Origin of the sequence: Ensifer sp. ENS11 (assembly GCF_014851895.1) — a bacterium.
Taxonomy (GTDB): Bacteria; Pseudomonadota; Alphaproteobacteria; order Rhizobiales; family Rhizobiaceae; genus Ensifer; species Ensifer canadensis.
Genome location: NZ_JACVAN010000017.1, coordinates 65,095 through 87,429, shown reverse-complemented (window position 1 = coordinate 87,429; position 22,335 = coordinate 65,095). Strand labels below are relative to the sequence as shown.

Sequence of the window (22,335 nt, the reverse complement as noted above, 5' to 3'; positions counted from 1 at the left end):
AGGACTGGAAGCTGATGCAGACCGTACTACTCGTCATCTATCTCATGGTCGTCGTTGCCCTGATCGGCGTCGTTCTCATTCAGCGCTCCGAAGGTGGTGGCCTCGGCATCGGCGGTGGCTCGGGCTTCATGTCCGCACGCGGCACTGCCAATGCGCTGACCCGCACGACGGCGATCCTCGCGGCACTGTTCTTCGTTCTGGCCCTGGCGATGGGTATCCTCGCCCGTTACCAGCCGCAGGCGACCGACATCCTCGACCGTATTCCGGGCACCAGCTCGGGCGGCGGCGTCCTCGATTCGCTTGGCGGTGGCAACACTCAGGCTCCGGCCGGCGGCGCGACCCAGCAGCCTGCGACCGGCAACGGTGCAACAGCACCGGCTCCGGCGACCACAGGCGAGGCTCCGGCTAGCGGTGCCACGACAACGCAAACGCCTGCAGGCGGCGCCAACGGCAACACGGGATCGCAAGTTCCCAGCGGCCAATAAGGTCGCAATTTAAATGAACCCACCGGCGGATGGCACCATCCGCCGGTTTTATTTTGTGTGAAATCTGATTCCCTTCGAAGACGGAAAAATTCGGATAGGCGAATTTTTCGGTGGCGGAATCGTTTGTTAAAAGGTAACCGGTGACTCCCATGGCGCGATATGTATTCATCACTGGCGGCGTGGTTTCCTCCCTCGGAAAAGGCATAGCTGCGGCTGCTCTTGGAGCGTTGCTGCAGGCGCGTGGCTACCGGGTGAGACTGCGCAAGCTCGACCCCTACCTCAACGTTGATCCGGGCACCATGAGCCCGACCCAGCACGGCGAGGTGTTCGTCACCGACGACGGCGCCGAGACCGATCTGGATCTCGGCCACTATGAACGCTTCACGGGGCGTTCGGCGACGAAGACCGACAACATCACCACCGGCCGGATCTACAAGAACATCATCGACAAGGAACGTCGCGGCGACTATCTCGGCGCAACCGTTCAGGTGATCCCGCACGTTACTAACGAGATCAAGAACTTCGTTACCGAAGGCAACGATGACTATGATTTCGTGCTGTGCGAGATCGGCGGCACCGTCGGCGACATCGAAGCGATGCCGTTCATGGAGGCGATCCGCCAGCTCGGCAACGATCTGCCGCGCGGCACCGCCGTTTATGTCCACCTGACGCTGATGCCCTACATTCCGGCGGCTGGTGAACTGAAGACCAAGCCGACCCAGCATTCGGTCAAGGAACTGCAGGCGCTCGGCATTCATCCCGACATCCTGCTCGTCCGTGCCGATCGCGAAATTCCCGAGGCCGAACGTCGCAAGCTTTCGCTGTTCTGCAACGTCCGCCAGTCGGCGGTTATCCAGGCGCTCGATGTCGCTTCGATCTACGACGTGCCGATCGCCTACCACAAGGAAGGCCTCGACAACGAAGTGCTTGCCGCCTTCGGCATCGAGCCGGCACCGAAGCCGCGCATGGAAGCGTGGGAAGAAGTTGCCGATCGCATCCGTACGCCGGAAGGCGAAGTCACCATTGCGATCGTCGGCAAGTACACCGGCCTCAAGGACGCCTACAAGTCGCTGACCGAAGCGCTCTATCACGGCGGCATCGCCAACCGGGTCAAGGTCAAGCTCGAGTGGATCGAGTCGGAGGTCTTCGAAAAGGAAGATCCGGCGCCGTATCTCGAAAAGGTACACGGCATCCTGGTTCCCGGCGGCTTCGGCGAGCGTGGCTCCGAGGGCAAGATCAACGCGGCGCGTTTCGCCCGCGAACGCAAGGTGCCGTATTTCGGCATCTGCTTCGGCATGCAGATGGCAGTCGTCGAAGCGGCGCGCAACCTTGCCGGCATCGACAAGGCATCCTCGACCGAGTTCGGCCCGACCAAGGAGCCGGTCGTCGGCCTCATGACCGAATGGGTTAAGGGCAACGAACTTCAGAAGCGCTCGGCTTCCGGCGATCTCGGCGGAACCATGCGCCTTGGCGCCTATCGTGCGTCGCTGAAGACCGGCACGAAGATTGCCGACATCTACGGCACGGCCGATATTTCGGAGCGTCATCGCCACCGCTACGAGGTCAACGTCGATTACAAGCCGCAGCTTGAATCCTGCGGCCTGGTCTTCTCGGGCATGTCGCCTGATGGCATTCTGCCTGAGACCGTCGAGTACCCTGACCATCCGTGGTTCATCGGCGTGCAGTATCACCCGGAGCTGAAATCGCGCCCCCTTGATCCGCACCCGCTGTTTGCGAGCTTCGTCGAAGCGGCGCTGGAACAGTCGCGCTTCGTTTGATCCGTCAGCACGGTTCTGAAAATTGCGGCCGGTCCTACGTGACCGGCCGTTTTCGTTTTGGCTTCATATGCCGCATCGACACCGAAGCGCCCGGCGAGCAGGGTCGCCGGGTGCGATCTCGATCTCGCCGAAAAGAATGGTCTACCGCCGATCGGCGCTTGCAAGGTTGCGCCATTGCGGCACGCGCCAAATGGTGATGAGGCGCAGCAGCCATTCCAGCGGTCCATAGGCGAAGCGTTGCAGCCACCAGCGGCTAAGAACAAGCTGGGCGGCGTAGACGACAAGGGCCATCGATACGGTTTCGAGCGGCGAGATATGGCCGATCAAGCCGAAACCGTAGCCATGAAAGATAAGCGCGCAGATGAGCGACTGTAGCAGGTAGTTGGAAAGCGCGGTCCGGCCGGCCGGCGCCAACAGGTTGCGCAGCCACCGTCCAGCGGCACTATCGAGGAACAGCATCATCGCGCCGACATAGGCTCCCGTCAGAAACGGCGCGGTCAACAGCCCGACGGCAAGTCCGGTGATCGCCTGAGGCGAATCGGCCATTTGGACGCTGGTATAGGCATAGATGACGGCGCCAGGCAGGCCGACGAAAAGGCCGAGGCGAACAAGCCAACGGAACAGGGCGCGGTTCTCCTGCGGCCGAGACAGGATCTGCCGACGTCCGGCAATCAGGCCGACAAGAAACATGGCCAGCGCCGATGGCGCCTGCAACAGGCCGAGGATGACCCAGACCGATGACAGTTCCGTCAGGTGCTGGCCGATGATGGATTGCCAATCGCCCCGAAAGGCCGCTTCCGTCGCTGCAGCCGCGGCGATGATGGCGTACCGCTCAAGGACTGGAGGCTCCAGGACGGCGGCGACGCCAAGGGCGAACCAGGCAAGCGCCGTACTGATCACCAGCAGGCGAGCGAGACGCCAGAGGCTGGCATCGCTTCGCGTGCGCAACATCATCAGGGCGATGCCAAGGACGGCGTAGGTCGTCAGGATGTCGCCATGAAACAAAAGCACCGCATGCGTCAGGCCAATCAGCCAGAGCCCCGCCTGCCGCCGCAAGAGTCGCGGCACGAAGGCGTCGCCTGCCTTTTCGGCGGAGCGCATCTGCAAGGTGAAGCTGTAGCCGAAGAGAAAGGAAAAGAGCAGGTAGAACTTCATTTCGAAGAACAGTGCGACAGCGAAGTGCACCGCGCGGTCTAGGCCGGTATCGAACGATGGGTCAGGCAATTCGAGGCCGTAAAATGCCGAAGCGAAGGCCATGATGTTGACGAGCAGAATGCCGAGCAGCGCGAAGCCGCGCAGCGCATCGACCCCGTCTATGCGGTCTTGGGTGGTCATGGTCATCTCCGTAACGGCAGGCGATGTGGCGGCCGGCCGGATCCATCTGATTCAAAACGCCTATCGCCGAACGGGCATGGTTGGGCGAACGGTCGACGTAGCTCCGCCAACCGGGGGGTCGGCAGTGGGTGGCGCAAAACGTTCAAGGGCGGCTCAGTGGCGTTATAATAAATAGAGTAATCTATCTAATAATAAGTTTCGAGGACGTCAAGGGGTTCGCCGAGCCGATGCAGGCGACGGCGTTCAACGGATTGAGGTTGGGGGGTGCGGTCCGCGGAGGCTAGTTTGCTGCGGCTTTGGCCTTCAGCCAGGCGGTCTGGCGTCGCGCGCGGCGCAATGCCGTAACGGCTGCCCCGACCGAGACGACAACAAGGGCGACGAGCAGTACTTCGCCATCGCCGAGCCACAACCCTTCAAAAGCCGAAACGACGGCCGCCAACGTGATCACCGCCATGCGGTGCTGTTTTGCCAACGGGCCGGAAAAGTCGCTCGGTGCGCCATTGGCACGGCCGAGTTCGCGGACATAGGCGGTGAGCACGGCGAAGGCGCCTGCGGCAAAGCCGAGCGCAGGCAGGCCGACGCCATAGCCGGCGCCGGCGAAAATGAAGAGGTCGGCGACCCGATCGGGAAATTCATTCCAGAACGGACCGTCCGGTTCACCCTTGCCGCCCTCGACGGCAACCATACCGTCAAATAGATTGCAGAGCAGACGCATCTGGCAGAACAGGGCCGCCGCGATGAAAAGCAGGGCGCGAAGTCCGTCCTGGGTCTCGCTGGTCAGCCAGAAAGCAACGCCTGCCAGAGCCGCGGCCGCCATGCTTGCCTGCGATATCTGGTTGGGCGTGATCGACATCGCGGCGAGGCGTCGGGCGATTGCCTGCGCCCAGCGGGTGTTTCGGCTGGCCAACGGCCTGCGGTCGCCGGTTTCTGTCATTGGTCAAGCTCCCCCGCGGCTGATCGAATAGTTGTAGAGCACTGCATAACTGCCCGATACCAGCAGCGGCACGGCAATGGTTTTGAGAATTTCCGGTGTTCCGGTTGCCGCGTGCACGGCGACGAGGATGCTTGTCGAAGCAAGGCAGGCGAGGAGCGGCGGCATCCAAAGCTGCGAAGTGCCGCGGAAACGAAGAGACAGCGCGTCGATGGCCGATTTCAGGCACAGTGTCAGCGCGGCTGAAAGGGCGCCCTGCACCAGGCCGGCTACGAGTGGTCGCGGCATTGGGTGGTGCCTGTTGGCAAACAGCGCCCATCCGCCCATTGCTATGAAAGCAAAAAGCACGTGGACGATGCTGCTGCGGGCAAAAGCGCGCAGGTGGCCGCTCATGTCAACGACCACCAGTATCGCGTCAGATGAAAGAAGATCGGTGCCGAGAATACGACCGAATCCAGCCGGTCGATCAAGCCGCCATGGCCTTCGATCAGGTGGCCCCAGTCCTTGACGCCGCGATCCCGCTTGATCGCCGACATCACCAGCCCGCCGAAGAAGCCCATCATCGTGATGATGAACGACATCACCCCGGCCTGGATCGGGGTAAACGGCGTGATCCACCAGAGCGAGGCGCCGAGCAGCGTCGCGCTGGCAACGCCGCCGACGAACCCCTCCACTGTCTTCGACGGCGAGAGCTTCGGCGCGATCTTGGTGCGCCCGAAGAGCTTGCCCCAGACATATTGCAGCACATCGCTCGATTGCACGACGATCACCAGGAAGGCGATCAACAACACGTTGCGCCCCCCGTAGCCGGGTATCTGCAGCGTCAGCAAGGCCGGTACGTGCGAGGCGCAAAACACGCAGATCATCAACGCCCATTGGACTTCGGAAATCCGCAGCAGGAAGTTTTGCGTATCGCCCCGCAGGACCGCAATGATCGGCATCAGCAGGAAGGCATAGACAGGAATGAAGATCGCGTAGATGCCGTATTCTTCGGCCCAGAGCAGATAATAGTTGATCGGTAAGGCCAGGAAAAAGGCAGCAGCGATCGCCCAATGGTCGGCGCGGCGCGTATTGATCAGCGTGATGAATTCACGTAGCGCCGCAAATGAGCAGAAGGCGAAAAGCAGCAGCACCCCGACACGTCCGGCGATGAAGGCGATGGCAATGAGGAACACCATTGCCCACCAGGCCTTGATGCGGGCGTTGAGGTTCTCGATCGCTCCATTGGAGCCGTCGGGCGAAAGCCTGCGCTGCAGTACGTAACCGACCGAAGAGGCGAACAGCAGGATGCCGCCGACGCCGAGCAGCAGGGTGACCATATCGGAAGTCGTGGTACTCATGCGTCGTTATCCGTCTGTGCCGGGGCGAGGGAAAGCAGTGCTGCTTGCGCCCTGGCGATGAAGTCTTCCTTGCTCTCGTCTGGTCCAACCTTCAACGGCTCGCCGAAGTTGATCGTGCAGATCAGCGGGATCGGAACGAACTCGCCCTTCGGCATCACGCGGTTGAGATTGTTGATCCAGACAGGGACAAGCGCCACGTCCGGCCGCTTGCGTGCGAGGTGATAGAGCCCGCTCTTGAATGGCAGCAGCTTGGCCTCGGTCTGGTTGCGCGTGCCTTCGGGAAACACGATCAGCGAGGCACCTTCGTCCAGAGCCGTCGCCATCTGTTCGACCGGGTCGCTTGTGCGCGCGGCGGGGTCGCGTTCGATCAGCACCGCATTGAAGACGTCGCGGCCGATGAACGATGTCAGCTTCGACTTCAGCCAGTATTCGGCGCTGGCAACCGGGCGGGCGCGGTCGCGCAGCCAAGGCGGCAGCACGGCCCAGATCAGGATGAAATCGCCATGGCTGGAGTGGTTGGCGAAATAGATGCTCTGTCTCGGCGGCAGGCCGGTTTCGTGCCAGAGTGCCCGGGCAGCTGTCAGTGCGCGGGCAAACATCATGATGGCGACCGAAGCGAGCTTGGCAATCAAATCGCGAATCATGCCGCCTCAACTCCATGTTGAAGGCATCCAGGTATCGAAGGTTGCCTTGCTCCGCGTATCCGGATGTGTCCCCCGCCGTGCAATGAAATGATCAAATGTTGCCCCTAAAAACGCGCAGGCCCATCGTAACCTCAGGCTGCATCGGCCGACTTTACGCGATTGCGTCCGCTTCACAAGCGGCCGAAGTCGCTCCTGGGATGATGACGTGTGGGCGCCGCAAATTCTTCGATCTCTGCACGTTTTTAGCTGACACGCTGAAAACGATGCGACGTCACACCGCAGTCTTTTACCGAAAGGCGGCTTCTACTGAACGTTGACCGCTTGCAGCGCAGCCGCCAATTTTCGAGTGTTGTAAGAGGAGCGTCGTTCAATGCGCCAGTTTCCTGATCGACAGGTTTGTGCCGACCTTTATCGCGACCTGCGCCATCAAACGCGATCTTAGTGTTTGACGCGAATGGCCCGACCTCGTTGTTCGGGCGCTGAACGCAGGTGTAACGAGAACAACCGCAGCGGCCGACGCGACGCTGCGGTTCCCAGTCCCTCGTGTCGCCGTGTTACGTCGTGTTACTGTTACGTACTCCCCAAAACACCGGTTTCAGCCTTTTCTGTTCTTCAGCTAAAGAAAGGGTCAGTACCTATGCGCTTCATAACTTTGTTGTTCGTGCCTTTGACGATCGCCCTGCTAGGGCTTTCGGGCTGTGCCACGACGTCCTCGAGCAATACGACCTACGCGCAGCCGCAAACATTCGCCCCCGGTCTCGGGGCTTCGAATACGGGCAACGCCACCGCGGCGCCGGGATACTATTGACGCTCGGGCAGTTCGGCACCTGGTGGCAACCATAAATCTGCGGCGGGCGGTGCCCGGCGCGGATGGATTCTGTTCTCTGCAGATGTTTGGGTCCAGACGGGCAATCGGTGCCATGGCCGCCAGTCGGCTTGCAATCGCCGGACAAAAGTTGCAAACAGCGGCAAACCATCAGGGAAACCGCCATGAGCCTCTCCAAGCGCACCACCCGCCCGCTCGATCATCTCGTGCTACCGGTGGACGCACTTGAACAGGCACGGCGTCGCCTCAATGATCTCGGTTTCACGGTGGCCGAGGATGCTCGCCATCCCTTCGGCACCGAAAACGCCTGCGTCTTCTTCTCCGACAACACTTATCTTGAGCCGCTTGCCGTCGCTTCGCGCGAAGAATGCGAAATGGCAGCCCTGGACGGCAACGCCTTCGTCGCCCGCGACCAGGCTTTCCGATTCCGTCAGGGGCCGGAAGGTCTGTCAGCGATCGTGCTCGGCACTGAAGACGCTGCGACGGATCATATGCGGTTTCGCGCCCGTGGCATCTCGGGCGGCGAGATGTTGGAGTTCTCGCGGCCCATGCGGCTGCCGGATGGCCGGGAAGGGCTTGGCTCCTTCCGGCTGGCCTTTGCCGCCGACCTGCGCTCGCCGGATTTCTTCCTGTTCAGCTGTCAGCGGGTGCGCGCGCTTCCAATCGATCGTGGCGCGCTCGAGCGGCACGACAACAGCGTGCTCGGCATTTCCGAGGTCGTGCTTTCGGAGACGAACCCGACCGATTTCCAGTACCTGCTGCAAGAGGCGGTCGATGAGCGCGAAGTCGCGGCTCACTCCTTCGGCATGGATATCGAGACGACGAACGCCAAGATCTCTGTGCTGAGCGCCGCCGGCATGGAGGCTTTCTTCGGCCGTTCGGTCCGCAGCGCCGAGCGCGGCTTGCGCGGCCGGGCCGTGATCTTCCGCGTCGCGGACCTCGAAGTGACGCGTGCGCTCTTCGCGCGCAACGATATCGAATTTTCAGAAATGGGCGGACGCCTCATTGTCCCCGAAATGCCGGGGCAAGGGGTGATCTTCGCGTTTGGAGCTTGATGATGGAAACGAATGCCAGAGTAGTCGTCGGTGAAGGTGCCAAGCAGGTCGCCTTCTCGCAGAGGGAGCGCCTGTCGCTGATCGCCGGCCCCTGCCAGATGGAAAGCCGCGAGCACGCCTTCATGATGGCGGGAAAGCTTGCCGAACTATGCAAGTCGCTGGATATCGGCCTGGTCTACAAATCGTCCTTCGACAAGGCCAACCGTACATCGCTTTCTGGCAAGCGCGGCATCGGCCTCGACACGGCGATGGAAATCTTTGCCGATCTCAAGAAGGAGTTCGGTTTCCCGGTCCTGACCGATGTGCACACCGAGGAGCAGTGCGCCGTCGTCGCCGAGACCGTCGACATCCTGCAGATCCCGGCCTTCCTGTCGCGCCAGACCGACCTTCTGGTGGCAGCTGCCAAGACTGGCCGCACCATCAACGTCAAGAAGGGCCAGTTCCTGGCGCCTTGGGACATGAAGAACGTGCTCGCCAAATTCACCGAAAGCGGCAATCCCAACATTCTTCTGTGCGAGCGTGGCGCGTCCTTCGGCTACAACACGCTGGTTTCCGATATGCGCTCGCTGCCGATCATGGCCTCGCTCGGCGCGCCCGTCGTCTTTGACGCCACCCACTCGGTGCAGCAGCCGGGCGGGCAGGGCGGTTCGACCGGCGGTCAACGCGAGTTCGTTGAAACGCTGTCGCGTGCAGCCGTCGCTGTCGGCATCGCCGGCCTGTTCGTCGAAACCCACGAGGAACCGGACAACGCTCCTTCCGATGGCCCCAACATGGTGCATCTGAAGGACATGCCGCGGCTGCTCGAAAAGCTGCTGGCCTTCGACGCCGTCGCAAAGGGCTGAGACAGGCTCGTGAAATTTTCATGAACCCCGGTGGCGCGGTTGTTTTTACATCTTGCGCGCCATTGAAAATCCCGGGCCTTCGCTTATGACAGGCCCGACCCACCACCGTCCTCAAGCAGGGAAGAGATCATGACAGCAATCATCGACATCATCGGCCGAGAAATTCTGGACAGCCGCGGCAACCCGACCGTCGAGGTCGACGTCTATCTGGAAGACGGAAGCTTCGGCCGCGCGGCCGTGCCGTCGGGTGCCTCGACCGGTGCGCATGAAGCGGTCGAACTGCGCGATGGTGGAACGCGTTACCTCGGCAAGGGCGTCGAGCGCGCCGTCGACGCCGTCAACGGCGAGATCTTCGAGGCGATCGGTGGCCTCGATGCGGAAAACCAAATCCAGATCGACAAGACGATGATCGAGCTTGACGGCACGGCCAACAAGTCGCGCCTCGGTGCCAATGCCATCCTCGGCGTGTCGCTGGCCGTCGCCAAGGCTGCCGCCGAAGCTTCCGGCCTGCCGCTCTACCGTTACGTCGGCGGCCCGAACGCCCACGTGCTTCCGGTTCCGATGATGAACATCATCAACGGTGGTGCTCATGCCGACAACCCGATCGACTTCCAGGAGTTCATGATCGTTCCGGTCGGTGCCGATACGATGCGTGACGCGGTCCGCATGGGTTCGGAAGTGTTCCACACGCTGAAGAAGCAGCTTTCCGCCGACGGCCACAACACCAATGTCGGCGACGAAGGCGGCTTCGCGCCGGGTCTGGCGTCCGCTCCGGCAGCACTCGACTTCATCATGAAGTCGATCGAGAAGGCTGGCTACAAGCCGGGCGAAGACATGTTCATCGCACTCGATTGCGCCGCGACCGAATTCTTCAAGGACGGCAAGTACGTCCTCGAAGGCGAAGGCCGCACGCTTGAGCCGGGTGCAATGGCCGAATACCTGGCGGAACTTGCTGCCAAGTACCCGATCTTCTCGATCGAAGATGGTATGGCGGAAGACGATTGGGACGGCTGGAAGGCTGTGACTGACCTCATCGGCAACAAGTGCCAGCTCGTCGGCGACGACCTGTTCGTCACCAACTCCGCCCGCCTGCGCGATGGCATCAAGATGGGTGTTGCCAACTCGATCCTCGTTAAGGTCAACCAGATCGGCTCGCTGTCGGAAACACTTGACGCTGTCGAAACGGCACACAAGGCACGCTACACCGCCGTCATGTCCCACCGTTCGGGCGAGACCGAGGACGCGACGATCGCCGACCTCGCCGTTGCCACCAACTGCGGCCAGATCAAGACCGGCTCGCTGGCCCGGTCCGACCGGCTCGCAAAGTACAACCAGTTGATCCGCATCGAAGAGCAGCTCGGCCTGCAGGCCAACTACGCCGGCCGCTCGATCCTGCGTGGCTGATAGCCTCGATCGATCGCTGAAAAAATTGACCCGCTCACGGTTGCCGTGGGCGGGTTTTGCTTTATCCGGCCATTCATGGTCAACGGTCGGTTAATCAATGCCGGTTAGTCTCACCCTGTATTGCGTATCAGGGTGTGAACGGGATGTGGACAAGGCATCATAAGAAACGGAAACTGGGCCGACTGGTGCTGCCGCTGATCGCGGTCGCCTTTCTGTCTTATTTCGGCTATCATTCCATTCACGGCGGCTACGGCTTGAAGGCGACGGAGCAATTCGATCGCCAGATCGTTGAGCGGCAGGCACGGCTGGACGAGCTCACAAAGCGGCGAACGACCCTCGAAAAGGAGGTTCAGCTGATGAGCGACGGTTCGCTGGAGCGTGACATGCTGGATGAGAAGGCTCGCCTCGCGCTCAATATGTCGCGCAGCGATGAAATTGTTATTTTCCACCGCATGACGAATTAACCGAAATTCGGTTAATTGGCATTTCATATTTAAATTCAATAACTTGCGCGGAATGCGAGCCATGCAAATATGGCATTGCTGTGGCGCTTTTCTTTCCCTATGGTAACCCTCAAAGGCTAACCATTGGGAGGAATGAATGGCTCCGCGAAAAAACGCGTCCGTCTCCAGCCGTAAGACCGCAGCAAAGCCGGCCAAGAAGGACCTGAGCGGCGGTAATATCGCCGAATTCACCAAAGAAGACGAACTGAAAGCCTACCGCGAAATGCTGCTGATCCGGCGTTTCGAGGAAAAGGCCGGCCAGCTCTATGGCATGGGTTTCATCGGCGGCTTCTGTCATCTCTACATCGGCCAGGAAGCTGTCGTCGTCGGCATGCAGATGGCGCTGAAAGACGGTGACCAGGTCATCACCGCCTACCGTGACCACGGCCACATGCTGGCCTGCGGCATGAGCGCCCGCGGCGTCATGGCCGAACTCACGGGTCGTCGCAGCGGTCTTTCCAAGGGGAAGGGCGGCTCGATGCACATGTTCTCCAAGGAAAAGCATTTTTACGGCGGTCACGGCATCGTCGGTGCCCAGGTGTCGCTCGGCACCGGCCTTGCCTTTGCCAACCGCTATCGCGGCAACGACAATGTCAGCGTCGCCTATTTTGGGGATGGCGCGGCCAACCAGGGCCAGGTCTATGAAAGCTTCAACATGGCGCAGCTGTGGAAGCTTCCGGTGATCTACGTGATCGAGAACAACCGCTACGCCATGGGCACGTCGGTCACCCGCGCATCGGCGCAGACCGATTTTTCGAAGCGCGGTGTCTCCTTCGGCATCCCGGGCTTCCAGGTCGATGCCATGGATGTTCGTGCGGTCAAGGCGGCGGGCGACGAGGCTGTCGAGTATTGCCGTTCGGGCAAGGGCCCGATCATTCTCGAAATGCAGACCTATCGCTACCGCGGCCACTCCATGTCCGACCCGGCGAAGTACCGCTCGAAGGATGAAGTGCAGAAGATGCGGTCGGAACACGATCCGATCGAACAGGTGAAGGCACGTCTGACCGAAAAGGGATGGGCGAGCGAGGACGAGCTGAAGCAGATCGACAAGGACGTCCGCGACATCGTCGCCGACAGCGCCGATTTTGCCCAGGCTGATCCGGAGCCGGATGTATCCGAGCTCTACACCGATATCCTGCTTTGATCCGGGGAGGCTCAAATATGCCAGTAGAAATTCTCATGCCCGCCCTTTCCCCGACGATGGAGGAAGGCACGCTCTCGAAATGGCTGAAGAACGAAGGCGACAAGGTCTCCTCCGGCGACGTCATCGCCGAGATCGAGACTGACAAGGCCACCATGGAAGTGGAAGCCGTCGATGAAGGCACGATCGGCAAGCTGCTGATCGCCGCCGGCACCGAAGGCGTCAAGGTCAATACGCCGATCGCAGTCCTGCTGCAGGATGGCGAAGGCGCTGGCGATATCGCCGCACCGAAGGTGGATGCGCCCAAGGCTGCCACCGCCAGCGAAGCACCCGCAGCTTCGGCGCCGGCACCGGTTGCGGCCCAGCCGAAGGTCGAAGTTGCCGCCGATCCGGCAATCCCGGCCGGCACCGAAATGGTGACGATGACCGTGCGTGAAGCTCTGCGCGACGCCATGGCCGAGGAAATGCGCGCCAGCGACGACGTCTTCGTCATGGGCGAAGAAGTCGCCGAATACCAGGGCGCCTACAAGATCACGCAAGGCCTGCTTCAGGAATTCGGCGCCCGTCGTGTCATCGACACGCCGATCACCGAACACGGCTTTGCCGGCGTCGGCGTTGGCGCTGCCATGACCGGCCTGCGCCCGATCGTCGAGTTCATGACCTTCAACTTCGCCATGCAGGCGATTGACCAGATCATCAACTCCGCCGCCAAGACGCTCTACATGTCCGGCGGCCAGATGGGCGCGCCGATCGTGTTCCGTGGCCCGAGCGGTGCTGCGGCCCGCGTAGCGGCGCAGCACTCGCAGTGCTATGCCGCCTGGTACAGCCACATTCCAGGTCTCAAGGTTGTCATGCCCTATACGGCAGCTGATGCGAAGGGCCTGCTGAAGGCGGCCATCCGCGATCCGAACCCGGTCATCTTCCTCGAAAACGAAATCCTCTACGGTCAGTCCTTCGAAGTGCCGAAGCTCGACGATTTCGTGCTGCCGATCGGCAAGGCCCGTATCCACAAGGTCGGCAAGGACGCAACCATCGTTTCCTTCGGTATCGGCATGACCTATGCGATCAAGGCGGTCGCCGAACTGGAAGCGCAGGGCATCGACGTCGAGCTGATCGACCTTCGCACCATCCGTCCGATGGATCTGCCGACGGTGATCGAATCCGTCAGGAAGACCGGTCGTCTGGTGACAGTCGAAGAAGGCTATCCGCAGTCTTCCGTCGGTACCGAGATTGCGACCCGCGTCATGCAGCAGGCCTTCGACTATCTCGATGCCCCGATCCTGACGATCGCCGGCAAGGATGTGCCGATGCCTTACGCCGCGAACCTCGAGAAGCTCGCGCTTCCGAACGTCGCAGAGGTCGTCGATGCGGTGAAAGCCGTTTGCTACAAATAAGGGGAGGGCCCTTCGATGCCTATCAACATCACAATGCCTGCCCTCTCTCCGACGATGGAAGAAGGCAATCTGGCCAAGTGGCTGGTCAAGGAAGGCGATAAGGTCAAGTCCGGCGACGTGATCGCCGAGATCGAGACGGACAAGGCGACGATGGAAGTCGAGGCCGTCGATGAAGGCACCGTTGCCAAGATCGTCGTTCCCGCCGGCACCGAAGGCGTCAAGGTCAATGCGCTGATTGCGGTCCTTGCAGCCGACGGCGAAGATGTCGCCGCGGCCGCCAAGGGCGGCAACGGTGCAGCGGCACCGGTCGCGGCCGAAACGAAGGAAGCGCCCGCGCCGGCAGCGGCCAGCGCTCCGGCGCCCGCTGCAACTCAGCCGGTGGCGGCAGCGCCGCAGGCGGCCAAGACGGAATCCGGCAGTCGCGTGTTCTCGTCGCCGCTAGCGCGTCGTCTTGCCAAGGATGCCGGCATCGATCTCTCGGCGATCGCCGGCTCCGGCCCGCATGGCCGCGTGATCAAGAAGGACGTCGAGACTGCTGTTGCCGGTGGCGGCGCGAAGCCGGCCGCTGCACCAGCAGCAGGTGCTGCAGCTCCCGCTGCCGCGCCGCTTGCCAAGGGCATGTCGGAAGACGCCGTACTCAAACTGTTCGAGCCCGGCTCCTACGAGCTCGTGCCACATGACGGCATGCGCAAGACGATCGCCAAGCGGCTCGTCGAATCCAAGCAGACGATCCCGCACTTCTACGTCTCGCTCGATTGCGAACTGGATACGCTTCTGGCGCTCAGGGCCCAGCTCAATGCTGCCGCTCCGGAAAAGGACGGCAAGCCGGTCTACAAGCTCTCGGTCAACGACATGGTGATCAAGGCGCTGGCGCTGGCTCTGCGTGACGTTCCGGATGCCAACGTGTCCTGGACCGACAGCAACATGGTCAAGCACAAGCATGCCGACGTCGGCGTCGCCGTGTCCATCCCGGGCGGCCTGATCACGCCGATCGTTCGCCAGGCGGAGCTGAAGAGCCTGTCTGCCATCTCCAACGAGATGAAGGACCTCGGCAAGCGCGCCAAGGACCGCAAGCTGAAGCCCGAGGAATATCAGGGCGGCACGACGGCGGTCTCCAACATGGGCATGATGGGCGTCAAGGACTTCGCCGCCGTCGTCAACCCGCCGCACGCCACGATCCTTGCGGTCGGTGCGGGCGAGGAACGCGTCGTCGTCAAGAACAAGCAGATGGTCATCGCCACTGTGATGACGGTCACGCTTTCGACCGACCATCGTTGCGTCGATGGCGCGCTCGGCGCCGAACTGCTCGGAGCCTTCAAGCGCTACATCGAAAACCCGATGGGCATGCTGGTCTGATGTGGACAAGGACCGGCCCTCGGGCCGGTCCGTTCCTTGATCGCAACGCCGAAGGCGGGCCCGGACGATGAAAACACTTCTCTGCTACGGTGACAGTCTGACATGGGGCTATGACGCGTCCGGCCCGGGCCGTCATGCACTCGCAGACCGTTGGCCGAACGTGCTGCAGAAGGCGCTCGGGCCGGACGTTCATGTTGTTGCCGAAGGGTTGAATGGACGCACGACCGCCTATGACGATCACCTCGCCGATTGCGACCGCAACGGCGCGCGGATGCTGCCTACCGTCCTTCACAGTCATGCGCCGCTCGATCTGATGGTCATTCTGCTCGGCTCCAACGATATGAAGCCGATCATTCACGGCACGGCTTTCGGCGCGGTCAAGGGTATCGAGCGCCTGGTCAATCTCGTGCGTCGTCACGATTGGCCGGTCGAAACGGCGGAAGGCCCCGAAATCCTGATCGTTTCGCCGCCGCAGCTTTGCGAGACGGCAAACAGTGCGTTCGCGGCGATGTTCGCCGACGGCATCGAGCAGTCGGCGATGCTGGCACCGCTCTACCGCGACCTTGCAGACGAACTCGATTGCGGGTTCTTCGATGCGGGATCGGTTGCAAGGACAACGCCGCTCGATGGCGTGCATCTGGACGCTGAAAACACCCACGCGATCGGCCGGGGCCTCGAGCCGGTCGTCCGGATGATGCTCGGTGTCTGAGATGACGGACGACGTCACCATCAGACCGGCGGAACGAAACGAGGCGGCAGAACTCGCCGTTCTCGTCGACATCGCCTCGCAAGGCTTTGCCGCCTGGCTCTGGTCTGGCGCGGTTCTTGGCGGGGCGACCGATACGGCTTTCGAGCGCGGGCGCAACAAGCTGCGCGAGGATGTCGGCCCTGGAAACTGGCGGGATGCGGTCGTTGCCGACCTCGATGATGAAATCGCGGGGGTATCGATCGGCTACGGTATCGACGCTTCGGTGGCGGAAATCGAAGCGAAGCATGCTGTGCTCGAACCCCTGCTGGCGCTGCAGCGGCCTGTGGTCGGCCACTGGTTCATCGATAGCCTCGGCGTTTACCGCCATCGGCGCGGCCGCGGCATCGGACGCAGACTGCTTGCACATGAAATTGCACGCGCCGGCTCGGCGCCGGTGAGCCTGATCACCGAAAGCCACAATGACAGGGCGCAGGCACTCTACAGGGCAAACGGCTTCGAGGAGGCGGCTCGGACCGAGGCCGTGCCGCTCTTCGAAGGTAGCAGAAAACACGACTGGGTGCTCTTCACCCGCAAGGTCGCTTGAGACAAAGGCAGGAAACACATGGCTGAGAATTACGACGTCATCGTCATCGGTTCGGGTCCGGGAGGCTATATCGCCGCTATTCGTGCGGCGCAGTTGGGCCTCAAGACTGCGGTCGTCGAGCGCGAGCATTTGGCTGGCATCTGCTCCAACTGGGGCTGCATTCCGACCAAGGCGCTGCTTCGCTCGGCCGAAGTGCTGCACTATGCCCAGCATCCGGGCAGCTACGGCATCAAGATCGAAGGTGCGGTGACGCCCGATCTGAAGGCGATCGTTGCCCGCTCGCGCGGCATTGCCGAGCGCATGAACGGCGGCGTCGGCTTCCTCATGAAGAAGAACAAGGTTGACGTCATCTGGGGCGAGGCCAAGCTGACCAAGCCCGGCGAGATCGTCGTCGGCAAGACGACGAAGGCGATCGTTCAGCCGCAGGCGCCGCTGCCGAAGAACACCAAGGGCGAGGGCACCTATACTGCCAAGCACATCATCATCGCCACCGGCGCCCGCCCGCGGGCCCTGCCGGGCATCGAGCCCGATGGTAAGCTGGTCTGGACCTATTTCGAGGCGATGAAGCCGGAGGAAATGCCGAAGTCGCTGCTTGTCATGGGCTCGGGCGCGATCGGCATCGAATTCGCTTCGTTCTACCGCACCATGGGTGTCGACGTGACCGTGGTCGAGGTCATGCCGACCGTGATGCCGGTCGAAGACGCCGAGATCTCCGCCATCGCCAAGAAGCAGTTCGAAAAGCAGGGCATGAAGATCCACCTTGAGGCCAAGGTGACGAAGGTCGATAAGGGCGCGAACTCGGTCACCGCCCATGTCGAGATGAAGGACGGCAAGGTCGAAAAGATCACCGCCGACCGGATGATCTCCGCCGTCGGCGTTCAGGGCAATATCGAGAACCTTGGTCTCGAAACGCTTGGTATCAAGACCGACCGCAGCTGCATCGTCATCGATGGCTACGGCAGGACCAATGTTCCCGGCGTCTACGCGATCGGCGACGTTGCCGGCCCGCCGATGCTCGCCCACAAGGCCGAGCACGAGGCCGTCATCTGCGTGGAGAAGATCGCAGGCTTGCCGAATGTCCACCCGATGGACAAGCTGAAGATCCCGGGCTGCACCTATTGCCACCCGCAGGTCGCCTCGGTCGGTCTCACCGAAGCCAAGGCAAAGGCCGAGGGCCGCGATATCCGCGTCGGTCGCTTTCCCTTCGTCGCCAACGGCAAGGCGATTGCCCTTGGCGAAGATCAGGGCATGGTCAAGACCATCTTTGACAAGAAGACCGGCGAGTTGCTGGGCGCGCACATGGTCGGCGCCGAGGTGACCGAACTCATCCAGGGTTTCGTCGTCGCGATGAACCTGGAGACGACAGAAGAAGACCTGATGCACACGATCTTCCCGCATCCGACGATTTCGGAGACGATGAAGGAAAGCGTGCTCGATGCCTATGGGCGTGCGCTGAACGCCTGATGGACCGGCCGTCGCCGGAACTTTTGGCGCGATCCCGCATTGATGACGCGACCTTGTCCTCAATGCACGGAGATCACCATGGCTGTAAACGGCGTCGGCATCCTGGCTGCGATCATCATCGGCGGTTTTGCCGGATGGCTTGCGGAGAAGTTCATGAACAGCGATGTCGGGCTGTTCATGAACATAGCGCTCGGCATCATCGGCGCGGTGGTGTCGAATATCATTCTGGCAGCCTTCGGCATGGCTTTTTCCGGCTGGCTTGCCTATCTGGTCTTCGGCTTTATCGGCGCCTGCCTGCTGATTGCCGTCGGCCGCGCTGTCAAACGATAGCCTGCGACGCTTCCTGCGTCAGCGATCGGGCTATCCAGAAAAAGGTGGCCTGACATTTCTCGTCGAGCCATCTATATAGATCGAAAAAGGGTCTGCCGGCACCAAGCCGCAGCCGCCGCGACGAGGAAGACAGTATGGTAACGGTATTCGATGCCGTCTCTGAAGGGGCGCAACGCGTCCGCCATCCGGAAAAGGCCCACAAGCCCGATACCGAAATGCTGCGCAAGCCGGAATGGATCCGCGTCAAGGCGCCGACCTCCAAGGGCTATCAGGAGACGCGCGAGCTGGTGCGTTCGCACAATCTCGTCACGGTCTGTGAAGAAGCCGGCTGCCCCAACATCGGCGAGTGCTGGGACAAGAAGCACGCCACCTTCATGATCATGGGCGAGATCTGTACCCGCGCCTGCGCTTTCTGCAATGTCTCGACCGGCAAGCCGAATGCGCTCGACATGGCCGAACCCGAGAACGTCGCCAAGGCCGTCAAGCAGATGGGCCTCTCCCACGTCGTCATTACCTCCGTCGACCGCGACGACCTGGCCGACGGTGGCGCCGAACATTTCGAGAAGGTGATCTGGGCGATCCGCGCCGCTTCGCCGCAGACCACCATCGAAATCCTGACGCCCGACTTCCTGAAGAAGCCTGGCGCACTGGAGCGCGTCGTCGCCGCCAAGCCTGATGTGTTCAACCACAACATGGAAACCGTACCGGGCAACTATCTCACCGTCCGTCCGGGCGCCCGATACTTCCACTCCATCCGCTTGCTTCAGCGCGTCAAGGAGCTCGATCCAACGATGTTCACCAAGTCCGGCATCATGGTCGGCCTCGGCGAAGAGCGCAACGAAGTGCTGCAGCTGATGGACGACCTGCGCACCGCCGACGTCGATTTCATGACCATCGGCCAATACCTGCAGCCGACCCGCAAGCACCACAAGGTCGAGAAGTTCGTCACCCCGGAGGAATTCAAGTCCTACGAGACGGTCGCCTATACCAAGGGCTTCCTCATGGTCGCCTCGAGCCCGCTGACCCGCTCGTCGCACCATGCCGGCGACGACTTCGCCCGCCTGCGGGCAGCGCGCGAAAAGAAGTTGGCGGCTGCTGCCGGGTAGAACCGAGGCACTTCGAAACAACAGGAACTCCGGCCCCAGTGCCGGAGTTTTCGTTTGACGGTTACTCATCTCGGGCGATGTGCATAATTTCCCGATTGCGCGCGAAACTTGCGAATTTTTGGCCGATCGCGTATCGGCTGTTCTCTCTTCCTTGATTGGAATGCTGATGGTTCGATATTTGTCGAACCAAGACGCCGCTTTTCTTTTGAAGAGCCTATGCCGGGTGCCGATCATCTGATCGATCGTCAGGTTTCGATCGTGACAACGATGATTTTCCAACCGACCCTAGACCGGGATTGTTTGGCGGAGTTTGTCGATGGATCAGCCAGTAGCGCCTGGGAACGTGAACGACGTCGACGATGCCGTTGCTGCCGGTCATATCCGCAATGCCAGGCGTATCCTCGTGGTCGGATGCTCCGGTGGTGGCAAGTCGACGCTTTCGCAGAAGCTGGCTCGGCATTTCGACCTTACCTACATCTCCATTGATCGCGATATTCTGTGGTTGCCTGGCTGGGTCCAACGCGATCGGGCCGAACAGCGCCGACGCATCGTCGAGAGGATCGCCGACGATCGCTGGATCATGGATGGCACCAATCCTTCGACCTTCGATGTCCGCGTGCCGAGAAGCGATATCGTGGTCTGGGTGCGGATGCCGCGGCTTCTCTGTGTCTGGGGCGTCGTCACCCGCTGGCTGAAATATCTCGGCCGCGCCCGCCCGGAAATGGCGCCGGGCTGCATCGAGAAGGTCGATTGGCAGTTCCTCGAATTCATCTGGACCTTCGAGGACAAATTCTCGCCGCGTATCGTCGCAGGCCTTGCCCAGCACGGCCCGCATGTGCCGGTTCTGCAGTTGAAATCGCGGCGCCAGATGCAGAGGCTCCTTGATCTTCTCGGCGTGCCCGCTTAACTCCCTTCTATGCCGCACTTTGAAACAAACCATGTCGTCAAGCACACGGCCGACCAGATGTTCGATCTCGTCGCTGATGTCGAACACTATCCGGAATTCCTGCCGCTCTGTGAGGCGCTGACCGTGCGCTCACGCAAGGAAAGGGATGGCAAAATCCTGCTGCTGGCTGACATGACCGTCGGCTACAAGGCGATCCGCGAGACCTTTACGACGCAGGTGCTGCTCAACAAGGCCGAGCGCCAGATCGAGGTCAAATATATCGACGGTCCGTTCAAATATCTCGACAATCGCTGGCGCTTCGAGCCAGCGGGTGAGGGGCAGTCGATCGTGCATTTCTACATCGACTATGAGTTCAAGAGCCGCATTCTCGGCGCCTTGATGGGCTCGATGTTCGACCGTGCCTTCCGCATGTTCTCCGACGCCTTCGAGAAGCGCGCCGACAAGATCTACGCCGTCTGAGCGACCTCGGTCAGCATCTCGAGCGCCGTTCGGATGGTTGCCAACCGCACGGCGTCGCGGCCGATATCGCCGTAGCGCATCTCGCGGTGGAGGGCTGCGCCGTTGCGGCCGGTTGCTGACAGATGGACCAGGCCAACAGGCTTTTCCATCGATCCGCCGCCCGGGCCGGCAATGCCGGTCACGGCAACGGCAAAGTCTGCCTCGGAGCGCGCAACCGCGCCGCGCGCCATTTCGATGGCGGTCTGCCTTGAAACTGCGCCGTGCGCTGCGAGCGTTGCCGGATCGACACCGAGCATCTGGATCTTGGCGTCGTTGGAGTAGGTGACGAAACCGCGGTCGACGACGGCGGATGATCCGGAAATTTCCGTCAGTGCCCCGGCAATCAGGCCTCCCGTGCAGGATTCGGCGGTTGCCACCTTGAGACCGCGCGCGGTGAAATCGGCAATGATTTTGCCGGCCGTCGCCTGAATGTCATTCGGCCACATCATGGGCTCCCCCTCCGGTGTAGACAACGGTTGCGGTCGCGATTGCGGCGATACCCTCGTCGCGGCCGATGAAACCGAGCCGCTCGTTCGTCGTCGCCTTGACCGAGCAGCGGTCAAGATCGATGCCGAGCATGTCGGCAAGGTTCTCCCGCATCGCCTGGCGATGCGGCCCGACTTTCGGGGCCTCGGCAATCAGCGAAATATCGGCATTGGTGATCGTGCCGCCGCGCTGACGCACAATGTTTGCCGCATGTTCGAGGAAGATGCGCGATGCGGCACCCTTCCACTGCGGGTCGGACGGCGGGAAGTGATCGCCGATATCACCGGCACCGCAGGTAGCAAGCAGCGCATCTGTGAGCGCGTGCAAGGCAACGTCGGCATCGGAATGGCCGGAGAGCTTCTTGGTGTGCGGAATAAGGACGCCACAAAGCGTAACGCCATCACCTTCGACCAGCTGGTGTACGTCATAGCCATTGCCGGTGCGAACGTCCGGAATCAGATGTCGCTTGAGTTTTTCGTCGGCCATGGCGATGTCCCTTTTCAGTGTGAGCTTGACGTTGTCGACCGTGCCTTCGACGAGGGTAACAGGGATCCCCGCCCATTCGGCGATTGACGCGTCGTCGGTGAAATCTGTGCGGCCGCTTGTCGCTGCGGCTCGGTGGGCGTCGAGGATGGTCTTGAGGTCGAAGGTCTGCGGTGTCTGCGCCGCATGAAGGTGATTGCGCGGAACGGTTTCGGTCACCATGCCGGCGGCATCGGCGCGCTTGAGCGTATCGGAAACGGCAAGCGCCGGCAGCACGGCACGCGCTCCCCTTGTCAGCGCATCGGCACAGCGCGACAGCAGGGCGTGGTCGGCAAAGGGGCGCACGGCGTCGTGAATCATCACGTTGCGTGAGCCGGTTGCCGCTACGGCTTCAAGGCCTGCGAGAACCGATTGCTGTCGCGTTGCGCCGCCGTGGACCACGATCAACTCGCGCGCCAGCGATCGCCTGCGTGCCGCTGCCAGCAGATCCTCGTCATCGGGGTGGATGACAACCACGATCGGGCCGGTCCCCGGCCATGTCGCGAAAGTGTCAAGCGTATGGGCGATAACGGGCTTGTCGCCGATGGTGCGGTACTGCTTCGGCCCTTCGGCCGACTGTCCCGCGCGCTCGCCGCGCCCTGCTGCAACAATCACGACGCCGCAGGAAAGCTGTTCTTCAGGCTGCATCTTCTGTATGTGGTCCCGGATTTCGCCAATCTTCGCCGTGATGTACCG

23 protein-coding genes are annotated in these 22,335 nt (G+C 61.6%); 16 read left to right on the top strand and 7 right to left on the bottom strand.

Translation table 11 applies throughout. From position 1 onward, the window contains the following. The first annotated feature begins 14 nt into the window (after positions 1-14). Positions 15-485, top strand: a complete 471-nt coding sequence (gene secG, locus IB264_RS25610) for a preprotein translocase subunit SecG (protein ID WP_025426754.1) — start codon at positions 15-17, stop codon at positions 483-485. A 149-nt stretch (positions 486-634) separates the two neighbouring features. Beyond that, the gene (locus tag IB264_RS25605; protein WP_025426755.1) at positions 635-2,263 is read left to right on the top strand and encodes a CTP synthase; all 1,629 of its coding nucleotides are present in this window, start codon (positions 635-637) and stop codon (positions 2,261-2,263) included. Positions 2,264-2,404: 141 nt separating this feature from the next. Here IB264_RS25605 and IB264_RS25600 read toward each other — a convergent pair whose 3' ends face one another. The 5 genes from IB264_RS25600 to IB264_RS25580 all read right to left on the bottom strand — a co-directional run bounded on the left by IB264_RS25600 (position 2,405) and on the right by IB264_RS25580 (position 6,513). Beyond that, entirely contained in the window at positions 2,405-3,598 is a 1,194-nt protein-coding gene (locus tag IB264_RS25600; protein ID WP_063963221.1) for a DUF418 domain-containing protein, read from the bottom strand. Positions 3,599-3,878: 280 nt separating this feature from the next. After that, positions 3,879-4,532, bottom strand: coding sequence for a CDP-alcohol phosphatidyltransferase family protein (locus IB264_RS25595; RefSeq protein WP_025426757.1), 654 nt, complete (start codon positions 4,530-4,532; stop codon positions 3,879-3,881). Between the two features lie 3 nt (positions 4,533-4,535). Continuing rightward, positions 4,536-4,922: a hypothetical protein gene (locus tag IB264_RS25590; protein WP_025426758.1), complete on the bottom strand. Its 387-nt coding sequence runs from the start codon at positions 4,920-4,922 to the stop codon at positions 4,536-4,538. After that, positions 4,919-5,869, bottom strand: a complete 951-nt coding sequence (locus IB264_RS25585; protein WP_025426759.1) for a phosphatidate cytidylyltransferase — start codon at positions 5,867-5,869, stop codon at positions 4,919-4,921. The genes IB264_RS25590 and IB264_RS25585 overlap by 4 nt, the downstream gene beginning before the upstream one ends. Next, positions 5,866-6,513: a lysophospholipid acyltransferase family protein gene (locus IB264_RS25580; protein ID WP_207207487.1), complete on the bottom strand. Its 648-nt coding sequence runs from the start codon at positions 6,511-6,513 to the stop codon at positions 5,866-5,868. Before IB264_RS25580 ends, IB264_RS25585 begins: the two co-directional genes overlap by 4 nt. 990 nt (positions 6,514-7,503) lie before the next feature. Here IB264_RS25580 and IB264_RS25575 point away from each other — a divergent pair. The 14 genes from IB264_RS25575 (at position 7,504) to IB264_RS25510 (ending at position 20,592) form a co-directional block, all read left to right on the top strand. Beyond that, positions 7,504-8,394, top strand: a complete 891-nt coding sequence (locus IB264_RS25575; RefSeq protein ID WP_025426761.1) for a VOC family protein — start codon at positions 7,504-7,506, stop codon at positions 8,392-8,394. Continuing rightward, on the top strand, positions 8,394-9,236 hold the full coding sequence (kdsA, locus tag IB264_RS25570; RefSeq protein WP_025426762.1) for a 3-deoxy-8-phosphooctulonate synthase: 843 nt from the start codon (positions 8,394-8,396) through the stop codon (positions 9,234-9,236). Before IB264_RS25575 ends, kdsA begins: the two co-directional genes overlap by 1 nt. 129 nt (positions 9,237-9,365) lie before the next feature. Beyond that, on the top strand, positions 9,366-10,640 hold the full coding sequence (eno, locus tag IB264_RS25565; protein WP_025426763.1) for a phosphopyruvate hydratase: 1,275 nt from the start codon (positions 9,366-9,368) through the stop codon (positions 10,638-10,640). 143 nt (positions 10,641-10,783) lie between these two features. Then, the gene (locus IB264_RS25560) at positions 10,784-11,104 is read left to right on the top strand and encodes a septum formation initiator family protein (protein WP_025426764.1); all 321 of its coding nucleotides are present in this window, start codon (positions 10,784-10,786) and stop codon (positions 11,102-11,104) included. Positions 11,105-11,240: 136 nt separating this feature from the next. Continuing rightward, positions 11,241-12,287 (top strand): pyruvate dehydrogenase (acetyl-transferring) E1 component subunit alpha, encoded by a 1,047-nt coding sequence (pdhA, locus tag IB264_RS25555; protein WP_025426765.1) that lies wholly within the window; start codon positions 11,241-11,243, stop codon positions 12,285-12,287. A 17-nt stretch (positions 12,288-12,304) separates the two neighbouring features. Beyond that, on the top strand, positions 12,305-13,678 hold the full coding sequence (locus tag IB264_RS25550; RefSeq protein ID WP_025426766.1) for a pyruvate dehydrogenase complex E1 component subunit beta: 1,374 nt from the start codon (positions 12,305-12,307) through the stop codon (positions 13,676-13,678). 15 nt (positions 13,679-13,693) lie between these two features. Further along, positions 13,694-15,034: a pyruvate dehydrogenase complex dihydrolipoamide acetyltransferase gene (locus IB264_RS25545; RefSeq protein ID WP_025426767.1), complete on the top strand. Its 1,341-nt coding sequence runs from the start codon at positions 13,694-13,696 to the stop codon at positions 15,032-15,034. Positions 15,035-15,101: 67 nt separating this feature from the next. Beyond that, positions 15,102-15,743 carry an SGNH/GDSL hydrolase family protein gene (locus IB264_RS25540; protein ID WP_025426768.1) on the top strand — a complete coding sequence of 214 codons (642 nt, stop codon included), beginning with the start codon at positions 15,102-15,104 and terminating at the stop codon, positions 15,741-15,743. A gap of 1 nt (position 15,744) precedes the next feature. Next, positions 15,745-16,326 (top strand): GNAT family N-acetyltransferase, encoded by a 582-nt coding sequence (locus tag IB264_RS25535; protein ID WP_025426769.1) that lies wholly within the window; start codon positions 15,745-15,747, stop codon positions 16,324-16,326. Positions 16,327-16,344: 18 nt separating this feature from the next. Beyond that, entirely contained in the window at positions 16,345-17,790 is a 1,446-nt protein-coding gene (gene lpdA, locus IB264_RS25530; RefSeq protein WP_025426770.1) for a dihydrolipoyl dehydrogenase, read from the top strand. 78 nt (positions 17,791-17,868) lie between these two features. Further along, positions 17,869-18,120: a GlsB/YeaQ/YmgE family stress response membrane protein gene (locus IB264_RS25525; protein ID WP_025426771.1), complete on the top strand. Its 252-nt coding sequence runs from the start codon at positions 17,869-17,871 to the stop codon at positions 18,118-18,120. Positions 18,121-18,254: 134 nt separating this feature from the next. Beyond that, the gene (gene lipA, locus IB264_RS25520; protein WP_025426772.1) at positions 18,255-19,226 is read left to right on the top strand and encodes a lipoyl synthase; all 972 of its coding nucleotides are present in this window, start codon (positions 18,255-18,257) and stop codon (positions 19,224-19,226) included. Positions 19,227-19,542: 316 nt separating this feature from the next. Then, positions 19,543-20,133, top strand: a complete 591-nt coding sequence (locus IB264_RS25515) for an ATPase AAA (RefSeq protein WP_025426773.1) — start codon at positions 19,543-19,545, stop codon at positions 20,131-20,133. 9 nt (positions 20,134-20,142) lie between these two features. After that, positions 20,143-20,592, top strand: a complete 450-nt coding sequence (locus tag IB264_RS25510) for a type II toxin-antitoxin system RatA family toxin (protein ID WP_025426774.1) — start codon at positions 20,143-20,145, stop codon at positions 20,590-20,592. On the opposite strand, the gene IB264_RS25505 is transcribed toward IB264_RS25510, so the two are convergent. Together IB264_RS25505 and IB264_RS25500 are read right to left on the bottom strand one after the other, a co-directional pair. Next, positions 20,580-21,077, bottom strand: a complete 498-nt coding sequence (locus IB264_RS25505; protein ID WP_025426775.1) for a CinA family protein — start codon at positions 21,075-21,077, stop codon at positions 20,580-20,582. The genes IB264_RS25510 and IB264_RS25505 overlap by 13 nt on opposite strands. Then, positions 21,064-22,287, bottom strand: coding sequence for a bifunctional 2-C-methyl-D-erythritol 4-phosphate cytidylyltransferase/2-C-methyl-D-erythritol 2,4-cyclodiphosphate synthase (locus IB264_RS25500; protein WP_107027692.1), 1,224 nt, complete (start codon positions 22,285-22,287; stop codon positions 21,064-21,066). The genes IB264_RS25505 and IB264_RS25500 overlap by 14 nt, the downstream gene beginning before the upstream one ends. Positions 22,288-22,335 lie beyond the last annotated feature (48 nt).